This is a genomic window from Planctomonas sp. JC2975 (assembly GCF_012985205.1).
Lineage (GTDB): Bacteria > Actinomycetota > Actinomycetes > Actinomycetales > Microbacteriaceae > Humibacter.
Genome location: NZ_JABEKS010000001.1, coordinates 2,090,471 through 2,102,742, shown reverse-complemented (window position 1 = coordinate 2,102,742; position 12,272 = coordinate 2,090,471). Strand labels below are relative to the sequence as shown.

At 62.8% G+C, this 12,272-nt stretch carries 12 protein-coding genes; 5 read left to right on the top strand and 7 right to left on the bottom strand.

Annotated elements, in window-relative coordinates; translation table 11 throughout:
• Window positions 1–198: 198 nt before the first annotated feature.
• The 5 genes from HII28_RS09425 to HII28_RS09405 all read left to right on the top strand — a co-directional run bounded on the left by HII28_RS09425 (window position 199) and on the right by HII28_RS09405 (window position 6,243).
• On the top strand, window positions 199–1,200 hold the full coding sequence (locus HII28_RS09425) for a diacylglycerol kinase family protein (protein WP_170025170.1): 1,002 nt from the start codon (window positions 199–201) through the stop codon (window positions 1,198–1,200).
• A gap of 1,339 nt (window positions 1,201–2,539) precedes the next feature.
• Window positions 2,540–3,637 carry an acyl-CoA desaturase gene (locus tag HII28_RS09420; RefSeq protein WP_170025169.1) on the top strand — a complete coding sequence of 366 codons (1,098 nt, stop codon included), beginning with the start codon at window positions 2,540–2,542 and terminating at the stop codon, window positions 3,635–3,637.
• A gap of 271 nt (window positions 3,638–3,908) precedes the next feature.
• Window positions 3,909–4,073 carry a hypothetical protein gene (locus HII28_RS09415; RefSeq protein WP_170025168.1) on the top strand — a complete coding sequence of 55 codons (165 nt, stop codon included), beginning with the start codon at window positions 3,909–3,911 and terminating at the stop codon, window positions 4,071–4,073.
• A 103-nt stretch (window positions 4,074–4,176) separates the two neighbouring features.
• Entirely contained in the window at window positions 4,177–5,133 is a 957-nt protein-coding gene (locus HII28_RS09410; protein WP_170025167.1) for a DMT family transporter, read from the top strand.
• 573 nt (window positions 5,134–5,706) lie between these two features.
• On the top strand, window positions 5,707–6,243 hold the full coding sequence (locus HII28_RS09405; protein WP_170025166.1) for a hypothetical protein: 537 nt from the start codon (window positions 5,707–5,709) through the stop codon (window positions 6,241–6,243).
• Window positions 6,244–6,989: 746 nt separating this feature from the next.
• Here HII28_RS09405 and HII28_RS09400 read toward each other — a convergent pair.
• From HII28_RS09400 to HII28_RS09370, 7 genes are all read right to left on the bottom strand, one after another.
• Window positions 6,990–7,946, bottom strand: coding sequence for a rhodanese-like domain-containing protein (locus HII28_RS09400; protein ID WP_170025165.1), 957 nt, complete (start codon window positions 7,944–7,946; stop codon window positions 6,990–6,992).
• 1 nt (window position 7,947) lies between these two features.
• Window positions 7,948–8,391, bottom strand: coding sequence for an OsmC family protein (locus HII28_RS09395; protein WP_170025164.1), 444 nt, complete (start codon window positions 8,389–8,391; stop codon window positions 7,948–7,950).
• 98 nt (window positions 8,392–8,489) lie between these two features.
• Window positions 8,490–8,897, bottom strand: a complete 408-nt coding sequence (locus HII28_RS09390; RefSeq protein ID WP_170025163.1) for a hypothetical protein — start codon at window positions 8,895–8,897, stop codon at window positions 8,490–8,492.
• Between the two features lie 97 nt (window positions 8,898–8,994).
• A complete protein-coding gene (locus HII28_RS09385; protein WP_170025162.1) occupies window positions 8,995–9,330 on the bottom strand; it encodes an NIPSNAP family protein in 336 nt (111 codons plus the stop codon).
• A 56-nt stretch (window positions 9,331–9,386) separates the two neighbouring features.
• Window positions 9,387–10,226: a sulfurtransferase gene (locus HII28_RS09380; RefSeq protein ID WP_170025161.1), complete on the bottom strand. Its 840-nt coding sequence runs from the start codon at window positions 10,224–10,226 to the stop codon at window positions 9,387–9,389.
• Window positions 10,223–11,146, bottom strand: a complete 924-nt coding sequence (locus HII28_RS09375) for an ABC transporter ATP-binding protein (protein ID WP_170025160.1) — start codon at window positions 11,144–11,146, stop codon at window positions 10,223–10,225. The genes HII28_RS09380 and HII28_RS09375 overlap by 4 nt, the downstream gene beginning before the upstream one ends.
• Window positions 11,143–12,207 (bottom strand): ABC transporter substrate-binding protein, encoded by a 1,065-nt coding sequence (locus HII28_RS09370; RefSeq protein ID WP_170025159.1) that lies wholly within the window; start codon window positions 12,205–12,207, stop codon window positions 11,143–11,145. The genes HII28_RS09375 and HII28_RS09370 overlap by 4 nt, the downstream gene beginning before the upstream one ends.
• Window positions 12,208–12,272 lie beyond the last annotated feature (65 nt).

Sequence of the window (12,272 nt, the reverse complement as noted above, 5' to 3'; positions counted from 1 at the left end):
CACGTATCGTGAGGACAGGTTGCTTCAGACCCGGCTGCCTCGTGATTCACACCAAATCGGGTTAGAGCACGGAGAGGACGCAATGATCGGTTCGAGACCATTGTCGGCTCCGCCGCAATTACGAGTCGCGGCAACTGAACCGGATCATCACGTTGTCGCGGTGGATTGGGTTTCCCGTCCTCAACCTGGTGGCAGGCGATGAGTGTGAAGCGGGCGGCTGTCATCTACAACCCGACCAAGATTTCACGAGATCGATTACAACCAGTCGTTCTGGCGTACGAAAAGCAGTTTGGGTGGGCGCCGTCTCACTGGTATCAGACTGGCGCTGATGACGCAGGACGTGGTGCTGCAGAGGCGGCATTACAGGGCGCGGCGTCCGTGATCGTTGTGGCCGGCGGCGACGGCACGGTGCGGACGGTGGCCGCGACTATCTATGAGTCAGGTACCCCTCTTGCCTTGGTACCTGTCGGCACAGGCAACCTGCTCGCCCGCAATCTCGGCATACCTCTCAATGATGTTCGCGGTGCGATCGGTGCCGCCTTCGGGAACAACACACGCGCCATAGATCTAGCGGTTGCTGACTTGGAGAACCCGCATCGCCAACAACATTCGGAAGTGTTTCTTGTCATGGCCGGGATCGGGCTCGACGCGGAAATGGCTAACAACACAAGCGCTGTTGCCAAGAAGTACCTTGGGTGGCTTGCCTATGTGACGCCGATTGCACGATCGATCATCACCAATCGCCTGTTTCAGGTCGACTACAGGATCGATGGAGGTCACGTCAGGTCGTCACATGCGCACACCGTAATCGTCGGCAATTGCGGCACTCTCACCGGAAACATGCTCCTGCTTCCGAGTGCCGTCGTGGACGACGGCCTCTTGGACGTGGTCATGCTGCGCCCGCGAAGACGAATCGGCTGGGCCGGCATTGGCACACGCTTGACCCTGCAAGGAGTGGGGTCTCGTACTCGCTTTGGGCGTCGTATTGTTCAGCTCGCTCCAGACCTCAAAGCGCTTGCCTATGCGCAGGGGGAACGATTCGAAGCCCGATTCGAGACCCCTCATGACGTTGAACTCGACGGCGACGGGCTCGGATCCATTTGCCGGGTACGAATCACGCTTCGGTCACGGGCACTCACGATCTGCATGCCCGATACGAATGAACCTCCAAATCAGTCGAACAATATCCAGGGCACCTGAAGTCAGTCGGGCGGACGAACCGTGCCAGACGAAACGGTGCTGGCGCCGTGGTCGCCGGGTTCGGTCCGCGATGACGTCCCCGTAGAAGCGTGGCGGACACCCGTCCATAGCCGGGCGTCTGTTCGACCCCGGCCGACCCTTGAACGGACGACGACCACCCTGGTTAAGTGGTCGGGTGGCTTCCCCGGTCTCGTACCTGGCAGTAGTGTCGCCTGGCGTCGCAATATGCGGTCCCGGAGCGTACGCTCAAAATAGGTTTTGCCTGGTTTGATCGGACTCATTTCGAGGTAGTCCGAGGAGCCTGAACCCCGGGACGGGGTGTGCATCATGTCAGGTTTCGGTTATGACTGTCGCTTTTTCGGCGGACCCTGGCATGGAGATAGGCAACTGGACGGTGTAACGCGCGTCGAGAACCTACCGGGGGCCATAGAGTTCGGTGCCGGAAACTACATCTTGAATGCCGCGCCGAAGCCGCTGGGGCTCCGTGTACCTACGTACCACTGGGTTGACCGATTGGATCACGGCAGTCCGCGCTAATATGCCCAATTTGGCAGCTCGTCCGGAGACCTTGTCCGGGACCAGCTAAGACGCAGACATCCTTCCTCGCCGGGCCCTTGTCGCACAGCTGTATGAGAGCCTGGGCGGTCGCCGTCGCGGTCGGAGCTGGCGTCCTGCACGATGGCACACGAGCTAGTTGTGACCGGCCGCTCGATCGAGCGTGGACTTCTTGAGACGCCAGGTCGTGATGAGCAGGAAAGGCCGTTCGAGCAGTCGAACAGCGCCGAACGGACGCGCGGCACGCCTGTCGGAGATGCCTTTCGCCGCCGTAGCCGCTGAAGTACACCGGAAAGTGGTCCAGTCTGGAATACCAGGTTGTGTGCACAGGCATCCTGCCGGTAGTCACTGCAAACGGTGGGGGAGGGTGAACGCCACGCGAACGCCGCACTCCAACGCCCCGAGGATCTATTGGCTGATTGATCGCGTGGAGGAAGGAGGTGCGCTCGCTGGCGGCTGCTCATTTCGCGTTGCAGCCCAGCTTGACCATTTTGTCGTGAAAGCAGGTCGAGGAGGACCGCCCTCAAGCGGCCAACAGCCAGTTGATGCCACGGCCGCCGGACGAGGACTTACGGTGCGGCCCCGATCAGTTCGCCGGAAACGATCATGCACACCCAGGTCCATCGGGGTGCGGCCGCGACGAAGTCGAGCTGGTGACCGTGGATCGGTTTCACTGTCCGCAGCTTCTTATGAGCGCAGCAGCGTATTCTGCCGTCAGGTTGTCCCAGACCCCGGCCGCCTGATCATTACCTGCTGCGGAAGCGGTGAAGACGGGGAGGACACCATGATCAGCACAACGGCTCCAATCGGCCTGGGTCCGGTGAGAACGGTCGAGCCGCGATCCGCGGCCGTGAACGACTACACGCTTCTTGCGCACACCATCCACGAGTCCGGCCTGATGCGTCGACGCTATGGCTATTACTGGACGAAGCTCATCGCTGTGCCGCTCGCCTATGCCGGATGCTTCACCCTTTTTGTGATGATTGGTGACACCTGGTGGCAGCTCATGATGGCGCTGTTTATGGCGGTCCTCTTCACTCAGACCGCTTTCCTCGGGCACGACGCCGCGCATCGCCAGATCTTCCGTTCAGGTCGGTGGAACGATTGGATGAGTCTGATCATCGGCGACTTTTTCGTCGGTATGAGCTACGGCTGGTGGCAGCACAAACACACGAAGCATCACGCGAATCCGAATCGCGAAGGACACGACCCCGATATTGACTTGCCGGTCATCTCTTTCAGCCCGGCGCAGGTGGGGCAACGGCGACCGAGACTTCTGAGATGGGTGTTAGCGCACCAGGGGACCTTCTTCTTCCCCATACTGTGCCTCGAAGGGGTCTCCTTGCACGCATCCAGTGTGCGCCGGGTGTTCTCTCGTGAACCGATTGCTCGACGACCAGTCGAGATCTCGTTCCTGGCCGTGCGCACGCTCGGCTACCTGGGAGTTGTGTTCTTCGTGTTGCCGCCGGGAAAGGCCGCCGCGTTCCTCGGGCTCCAGTTGGCTCTCTTCGGTTTCTATATGGGGATGTCGTTCGCCCCGAACCACAAAGGCATGCCGCTCGTACCCAAGGACATGAAACTCGACTTCTTGCGACGCCAGGTCATGATGAGCAGGAATATTCGCGGTAGCCGAATTCTCGACACTGCTATGGGCGGACTGAACTACCAGATCGAGCACCACCTGTTTCCATCGATGCCCAGACCAAATTTGCGACGGGCGGCGCCGATCGTGCGCGGCTACTGCGCGGAACGCGATGTGCCGTACGTGGAAACGAGTCTCGTGCAGTCCTATGCGATCGTCCTCCGATACATCAATCGGGTGGGCCTCGGAGAAAAGGATCCATTCGCCTGCCCCATACTCGAGCGGCGGATGAGCATCTAGTGGCGCCGTCTGAGATGGGGTTATCCCTTCGCTCTGCTCCTCACGCTTGCCACGGGCTTCGGGCTATGGGCCGCCTTCAAGCGCAAACGGTGGCTGTGACATCTCCGCCGCAATTGGCACCAGCACGGATTCCTCGGCGACGACGTGTCGCGCGGTCCACGACGCCGTCGCCGACTGGCTTCAGGCGCACAACCTCTTTGCAGAATGCATCGAGATCACCGTCGCCCAAGTGGGCGTTCGGAGAACGAAAGACAAAGAAAGAGGTAAGCCCGTGTGGGTAGTACTTGTGATCTTGCTCGTGGTCTGGGTGGTGGCGTCGGTCGTTGGTTTCGCGTTCCACGGCCTGTTGTGGCTCGCGATCATCGGAATCGTGCTGTTCCTCGGCACGCTCATCTTTGGAATCCTCCGACAGCGCAACAAGGGTGCGAAGATCTGATTTTGCCTGGATTGCCGCCCAGCGAAGGACTTCATTCGCCAGGCGGCATCGAAGCTTTGATCGTTCGACGTGGAATCCGGTCGAACTACTGCGGAGGTGATTCGTGAGTCTCGCTTTCGTCTCCCTGACACCCGCCCAGACGTTGGGTATTCCGGTCGCGCTGGTGGGATCGATCTTCCTCGCGGTAGGAGCCGAGTTCCAACAACATGGCTTGACCAGGGTCGGTAATGCCCAGAACGGCACCGAACGTTCCGGTCTGGGCTGGAGGCAACTGGCCGCTCTCGCGCGGCGTCCGTCTTGGCTGCTGGGCACGCTCATGCTCGGACTCGCCATCGTGTTCCAGCTGTTCGCCCTCTACTTGGCGCCGCTGACAGTCGTGCAACCGCTCGGCGCGATCGCGCTCGTCGTGACGGCCCTGATTACCGCCCGGCTGACCAGAACCATGCTCCGGCGGCCGACGATCCGCGCAATTCTGTACTGCGTGGGCGGGGTCGGTCTCTTCGTCACCGTTGCCGCACTGACCACCACGACCATTCCGATCACCGACGCTCAGCTCCTGATCGTGGTGATCATCCTTGCCGTCATACTCCTGGTGTTCGGTATCGCCTTCGTGCTGTTGCGCACCAGGTTGACCAGGATCTTCTACGTGGTTGGTGCCGGCGTGCTCTTCGGTTTCGTGGCCACGCTCGCCAAGGTGTTGATCACCCGCATCCAGACGATCATCCACAACGGCTTCCACCTGAACCCGGCCGACTGGCTGACCGTGGTCTGCCTGCTCGGATTGGCGGCGGCCGGCATCCTCGGTTCCTACTTCGTACAGACGGCGTACTCGGCCGGATCCCCGGAGCTCGTGATCGCGGGGCTCACCGTCATCGACCCGCTCGTGGGCGTGAGCATCGGGATCATCGTGCTTGGCGAAGCCGCCACCGCACCGTTCTGGGCCGACGCCGTGTTCGTCGTCGCTGGCGCGATCGCCGTTTACGGCGTCATCCAACTCGCCCGACACCAGCCGCACGCTGCTGCCACCCTGAGTACGCAATCGGCAGGAAACGAGAGGTGAGGGTGCTCAGGGGTGCCGCCGGTGTGGTTGCCAGACGAGCGCACCGCGCGGTTGCGTCGGATGACGACCTCACGCGCTCACCTGGTGCGGCAACGTACCCAGATCAAGAATCGCATCCAGGCGATGCTGCACCGCAATCTGCTGCCTCGCCCACCCGTGACGGATCTGTTCGGCAAGACAGGCCGGTCCTGGCTGGAGCGGCAGCCTCTGCCCGAGGACGAACGGGTGGGACCTACGACCACGAGGTCGACATCTTCGGGAATCGTCGCAGGCACGTCGGCGGACGCTACGAGTTCCACCGTGCAGTGCCGCGCCAGACCGACGGCGATGGCTCGTGCAACCCGATGCTCCGCGTCCTTCCAGCCGGCCCTCCTTAGCTGCCACGCTTCTTGCTCACACCATCCACGAGTCCGGCCTGATGCGTCGACGCTATCCATTCGCGCCCCATTCTCGAGCGGCGGATGAGCATCTAATGGCGCCGTCTGAGGAGCGGATGTCCAGCGAGCATGCCGTATTCGATGCCGGGACTCAGGGGCTCGAGCGTCATCCGGGGCACGAAGGTAATGTTCGATCATGAATACACAAACACCCCCTATCGATGCCGACGTGGGACTGCTCGGACTTCGATCGGTGCTGATCAGTTCTTTACCTGCCGCTCTCTTGACCGATTCAGGTCCCGAGCGGTATACGGTAGAGGCAGTGTTCACGAGGCGACCTGATCATGACGAGATCGCGGAGATTCTTGGGAACAACACCCGGACGTTTTTGACCGAGAACGACCACTCAACCATCGAATTGAAAATCTCCGATCGTCGCTTGGAGATCGCCAACACAAACCTGGAGGAGCTTCGCGACGGCCTGGCCAGCCAACTCGCGAAGCTACTGGCAGACATCTCTATTCGCGTGAAATCGCAACGCGTGATTGCCGCCGCACGCTCGCAGCTAGCCGCCGACCTCGAACAAGAGCGAGCGACGGCAGTGGTCCGCTTGGCTGAGTCTGTTGTGTTCTCGGTTCCGTCAGCCCGTACACCACCGGTCGAGGTGGACGACGACGTGTCTAGCTCAGGGGACTACGAAGCCGGCGCCGCCAAAGAGAGTCAATACGAGTGATCACCCTCACTACGACATCGCCGAGTATCCCGGTGGCTAGAACCTCGGGGGCGTGATCGTCCCGGGTTGCCCGAAGGCCCTCGAGGGTTGTCCCTCGTCCCCAAGCTGAGGTCCAGCGGGTTGGAGTCGTGAAGTTCAGGATGGGGTCGGATCACCACGGTGTCGCCGGACGGGGCGGCAGACTCGCGCGGGTGACTTCGGCATCCGAGTCCGACCTTTCCCGGCGCACTCCGCACGATCAGCGACACACTGCTGGGTTGAGTGAACGGGAAGTCCGTGCAAACAAAGCTGGGTCACATCTCCGCCGCCATGACACTCGACGTCGATGTCGACCTCTTCGACGATGACCTTGATGCCGTTGCAGTCGCCTTGAACGCTTGTGTGTCGCACTCGGATCTAGTCGAGCGGCCTTAGCAGCTTGTGACGCAGAGACCATAAAGGCCCCCGATTCCCAGTGGGATCGCGGGCCTTTATTGTCGCCCCGTGCGGCATCGATCCGGTGAACCTTCGATTTTCAGGGCATCGATGGTGTGAGCAGCGACAATCCACGCAACGAAGGGGCTCGTTGACATGGTTAGTTCGAGTAGCGACTGTGCGGACGGGCTTGGTTCAATAGGGCCAGGCTGGGCGAGGAATTGCACGGAATCGGACCGCCGTCGGACCGGTGATGGGGTCAACTTCCGTGAATGCGCGGGTGCAGTGACCCTGGACTGTGATCGTTCCTTCGAGACCCGCGGAGCGGGGCCTCAACAGTCGGTGAACCCACGAGCCGCAGTCGCTGGGCCTGAGGTCTTCTCGACGGGGAGTGTTAGATCCCGCTCCCATGCCGACCACGAATCGATGTAAAGGTCGACCCGCTGTCCGATCGTCGCTCCGGCGAACACTAGTGCCGAGCTTGCGACGCCGCCTCCGCAGTATGCGGCCACCTGATGCCGCCCAACAGCGTTGCGAGCCAGGAACCACCGGCGTAGCCAGGTAGCGTCGCGGAGCCGCCCTCGTGGATCCAGGAGTTCGGTCATCGGTGCGTTTCGGGCCCCAGGAATGTGGCCGCTGCGTTCTACGTCCGCGGTTCCGTTGTAGGCGGCCTCCGGGCGTGCGTCGAGCAGGGTTCCCGTGGCGGCAACCCACTGAACCTTTTCGACGTCGAGGACGTCGAAGGGAGGCTTGGTCGCCACGGAGTCATGTGCTCCGTCTCGTCGCGGCACGGACGGTCGATCGCTTGCCGATCCGGAAGCCGAGTGAATGCTGTCGCCGAGCGGCCCTCCGGCTTCGGCCCATGCGGGGAGGCCGCCATCCAATACCCGCACGTGCCCGATTCCCGACTGGAGCAGCGTGAACCAGGCTCGGGTTGATGACGAGAACTCTTCGCAACGCCGCGTGTATACGACGATTGGCGCGTGGCTCACGTCGAAGGGCATCGGCTGTTCCGGCGTAGTGTCGCCCCACGATGCGACGAGCGCGGTCACACTCTCGGCGTCCGGCAGTGGGAGGCGGCCGCTCGTTGGCGTGGGTGTGCCGGCAAAGTCCGTGGCGACTGAAGCTAATCGTGCCCCGGGAATGCTGCCCTCAATCGGGTCAGGCGACACCGTCATCGCGCGCCAGGGTGCGATCTCGACGAATACCAACTCGCTCATCGCGGTCATCGCTTCGCTGGCCGAGATGAGTAGTTCGCTTTGTGCAGCAGGTCCGAGCCGGGGTGACATGTCAGGCCCGCGTTACATGTGGAATGAAGACAATGGGCAGGCTGTCCTTGACCGCCGCGTAGATGCGGCACCGTCTCTTGTACTGGTCGACGAGGTCTTCGGCCGTGATCGAGTCGACGTCGTCGAAGAAGCACTCGAGGATGAGCGTGCCTAGCGAGTCCGCGGTGAGGTCGCGTTCTACGCGAGCGAAGATCTCCACTGACCGTTCCGGGCGTCCGGGCGGCACGAGGTCGTAGCGGAATGCGTTGAGGGCGCAGGAGACGAGGGAGGCTACTAGAAGGTCGAGCGAGCTCGCCGCCTCCCCGCGACCGCCGCTGCGCACGGATCCGTCGGTGACAAGCTCGAAGTCGGCCCCACTGATGACATATCGGCCGCGCACGTCGGTCATTGCGCCGTGCACGTGGCTCGCGACGATGACGCGGTCATCGTCCGGGTCGCTGATCATGCGCCTCGCCTCCTGGTGCCGGCCCGAACCCATCGGACGGGCCTGTTCGGGTTGAGGCTAAGCGGCGGGGCGTCCGCCCGCGCAAGTGTTGAGAAAGACTACGAATGGAGTGCGACGGGGTATCCGGTGGTTTGTATGGCGCTCCGTCCGTCGGACAACGCATCAACCCCTCGGAGCTGTCCAGCGAAGAGGGACGCGACCCTGGTCAGCGCACGGTTGTCCTCTTCGAGCGTCTGAACCTGCTGCTCCAGTTCAAGCACGCGGGCCAGGAGTTCCGAACGCGATGATGAACCGTACGACCGATGCGTCGGCACCGGATCGTCATAGCCATAGCTGCCGTCGTCGTAGCGCGCGACCCACTGGCGAAGGGACTGCGGACCGACCTCGAACTCCTCGGCGACTTCGCGGAGAATGGCACGGTTGTGTGGCTCGGCACGTCGTCGCTCGAAGACCCGCTCGACTGACTTCTTGCGCAGGTCGTCGCTGTACTTGCGTTCGAAGGCCATGACGCCCCTCCGGTGTCGATGATGCAGTGTGGGTCGCGTAGCCGTGGTATCCGTCGCGACTGTGGCGTACGAATTATACGGTGCGGATATAGCACTTCTATAGGTTCGCCTCAGCGTTCAGCAACCCGGGGGCGGCCACCGTAACGTCCTCTATGACCGCGATTGTGGTGTCGATCAGCGGTATGTTCTGGTCGTCGTTCCGCTCCGCCCATTGTGGCGATGCGTGGTAGAGGCGATCCTGTTCCGCGAGTTCTTCGGGGGTGCCGTCGAACTCGAGGGCCCAGACGAACTGGTCGTTCGCGTGGTCGGCGGAGGCGAATCGGATGCCGAAGCCGAACTCCCGGCGCAGGGGAGCGACGTCTCTGCGCCAGTATTCGACCCACGTGGGCAGGGTTCCTGGCCGCAGCTGATAACGGCGGAGCTGAATGGTCATTGTCGTTCCTTCTCGTCGCGCAGTTCAGGGCAGAGATGATTTCTGGGCAGATACGTTCAGGGCAGCGGACCGGTCGTGATCGGGTTGTGGGAGTTGGTGCTCCACGCCGACCATGATCCGGGATAGAGTCCGGCGCGCAGGCCGAGTGTGCTGAGCACGAGTACGGTGTGGGCGCCGACCACACCTCCACCGCAGTAGGCGGCGATGGGTGTGTTTCCGTCTGCGCCGACGGAACCGTAGCGTTCGCGCAGTTCGCTTTCGGCCAAGAGCAGTCCGCGTTCGTCTACGTTGCCCCTCGAGTCCACATTGACGGCGCCAGGGATGTGCCCGGTCGCGGGTTTGTCTGGATCGCCCTCGTACTGGCGCGGGCTGCGTACATCGAGAAGCACGCCACCCTCAATGAGGTGGTCGATGTCGTCCTCGCCGATCACGTCTAGATGACCAGGCGACAGCGTCACGTCGCCGGTGGCGGGCACATGCGCGGCGGTGCTGGACGGATTGCCGCCGGCCAGCCATCCGGAATACCCGCCGTCGAGCACGCGAACACCGGGGACGCCAGCCCAGGTGAGCACCCACCAAGCGCGAGCGGCGGATAGACCCTGCCTGTCGTCGTAGACGACGACCGTGCTGTCAGCACTCACGCCCCAGCGTCGCGCGAATGCCTGCAACAGCTCGACGGCAGGCAGCGGATATCGTCCAGCGTTTCCGCCGCCCGGACCAGCGAGCTCCGCAGGCAGATCGACGAACACGGCGCCGGGGATGTGTCCTGCCGCGTATTCGGCGGGCTGAGCTCCCTCGACCGGCTGGAAGCGCACGTCGAGGACCACCAGCTCGTTCCGGCCAAGCAGAGAGCGGAGGTCGTCCGCTGAGATGAACGCGGTCTCGCGTGTGCTCATGCGTTCTGCACCTCCCGTTCGGACCGATCTGCTGCGAGTCGGTCGTCACCACTGGCGTCCGCGGAGGCCGGGCCGGCAAGGCCGTCGGTACCGAGCCTGTCGGCACCGAGCTCGTGCAGGATTCCGTAGATCGCCGCCTCGAGGTCCAGCAGCTGGTGGTCGCCGCGTTGCCGCGGCCTCGGGGCATCGACCTGGATCTGTCGGTAGACACGACCCGGCCGTGGGGACAGTACGACGATCCGGTCGGCGAGGAACACAGCCTCGCCCACGTCATGCGTGACGAAGACGACTGTCTTGCGGTCCCTCTCCCACAACGAGAGCAGCTCGTGCTGCAGCTGAATGCGAGTGAGGTGGTCGACGGCGCCGAATGGCTCGTCCATCAGTAGCACTTCCGGCCGGGTGGCCAGTGCGCGTGCGATCCCGGCGCGCTGGCGCATCCCTCCCGAGAGCTGGTGCGGGTATTTGCGCTCGAATCCGGCGAGGCCTACGGATGCCAGCGTGTCCGCAGCAATGGCACGCCGTTCTGTTGTCGGGGTTCCCTTGAGCTCGAGGCCGAGTTCCACATTGTGCGCGATGGTCCGCCAGGGATAGAGCGAGGCATCCTGGAACACGACGCCGAGTTCGGGGCTCGGGCCGTGGATCTGCGACCCGTTGAACGTGGCAGTGCCTTCGGTCGGTTCCTGGAGCCCAGAGAGGATCTCAAGCAGGGTGCTCTTGCCGCATCCGCTCGGTCCGAGGAGCACGAGGAATTCTCCGCGCTCGACACGCAGGTCGATGTTGTCGAGAGCGACGACGGGCGGGTTGCCGGGGAACGTCTTGCCGATACCGGCGACCTCGAACGCGATCTCCTGTGCGGCGTTCGGGTTGCTCCCCGACGCTGACGTGGAAGCCCGCGCGGATGTGCTGTCGGCCACGGTCATCCCTCCGTTGGCTTTGCGGTCGGATAGGAGAACGGCTTCACATACTTTTGTGGAATCAGGTCGGTGTCGATGTACGGTTTCGGGTCGAAGACGGATGTCTGGTGCCCGGCTGCCACCTCGATCTTCTGGCTTTCGTTGATGGCTGTGAGGTCGATCGCCGGGTTGCTGTCCCAGATGTCGTTCTCCTGCTCGATCGCCGCATTGACCGCTCGCGGATCGATGGTCTTAAGCTGCTTCTGCAGCCATGGGATGTAGGCGGACTCGTGAGCCCTTGTGTAGGTGTAGATCTCGAAGTACGCGGCCAGCGCACGCTTCAGGACGTCGGGGCTCTTCGTGATCGTGGACGTGCCGGAGATGAGTGCACCGGTGTGGTACTTGGGGAGATACTCCCAGCCGCGGGCGAGCGTCGTCGTGATGCCGTCGAGCTCGCCGAGAGCTGCGTACGGCTGGTGGATCATGACTGCATCCACCTGTCCAGTCCTCACGGCGGTGTAGAGGGTCTGGTCCGTGGATCCGCCGGGAACGAGGGTGAGATCCTTCGCCGGGTCGAGTCCGTTGTCCGTGAGGATGACCTTGGCGTATGTCTCCATCGCGGATCCGGCTCCGCCCGTGCCCAGGGTCTTACCCTTCAGCTGGCTGATCTTGCTGATGCCCTTCTTGGCGATGAGCCAGTATGGACCCTTACTACGGAACGCCGAGGCCACAAGCCGTATCGGCGACCCCTTCTGCGCCGCCTGCAAGAACGAGGTCGTCGCGCCGAACGCGAACAGGAGGTCGCCGCTGGCCACCGCAGACAGCTGGCTGTTGTAGTCGAGCGTCTCGAACTTCGGCTGGAGACCGTGCTTCGCCCAGATGCCCTTCTGCTCGCCGTACAAGATGGGCAGCTGCGTGTACGTCGACGACGGGTCAGCCAGCGTGATGGTGTCGAGCTTGCCCGATGCCGAGCCCGAGCCGTTCTCGGCGGCCGCCGATGAGCATCCGGTGAGCGCGAAAGTGGAAAGGGCGAGGACGCCGCCGAGACCGCCGCCGAGCAGCGTGCGGCGCGAGATGGTGCTGGTCATTGCAGTTCCTTCGGTTCGTGTGTGATGCGGGAATGGGGGTGCGTGTGGTCGACGGATGGATGCGT

Coding starts and splice junctions, on each gene's coding strand:
- HII28_RS09385 (WP_170025162.1), bottom strand. CDS start 9,330: ATGACCATTCAGCTCCGCCGTTATCAGCTGCGGCCAGGAACCCTGCCC.
- HII28_RS09405 (WP_170025166.1), top strand. CDS start 5,707: ATGAATACACAAACACCCCCTATCGATGCCGACGTGGGACTGCTCGGA.
- HII28_RS09370 (WP_170025159.1), bottom strand. CDS start 12,207: ATGACCAGCACCATCTCGCGCCGCACGCTGCTCGGCGGCGGTCTCGGC.
- HII28_RS09400 (WP_170025165.1), bottom strand. CDS start 7,946: ATGTCACCCCGGCTCGGACCTGCTGCACAAAGCGAACTACTCATCTCG.
- HII28_RS09395 (WP_170025164.1), bottom strand. CDS start 8,391: ATGATCAGCGACCCGGACGATGACCGCGTCATCGTCGCGAGCCACGTG.
- HII28_RS09390 (WP_170025163.1), bottom strand. CDS start 8,897: ATGGCCTTCGAACGCAAGTACAGCGACGACCTGCGCAAGAAGTCAGTC.
- HII28_RS09420 (WP_170025169.1), top strand. CDS start 2,540: ATGATCAGCACAACGGCTCCAATCGGCCTGGGTCCGGTGAGAACGGTC.
- HII28_RS09425 (WP_170025170.1), top strand. CDS start 199: ATGAGTGTGAAGCGGGCGGCTGTCATCTACAACCCGACCAAGATTTCA.
- HII28_RS09375 (WP_170025160.1), bottom strand. CDS start 11,146: ATGACCGTGGCCGACAGCACATCCGCGCGGGCTTCCACGTCAGCGTCG.
- HII28_RS09380 (WP_170025161.1), bottom strand. CDS start 10,226: ATGAGCACACGCGAGACCGCGTTCATCTCAGCGGACGACCTCCGCTCT.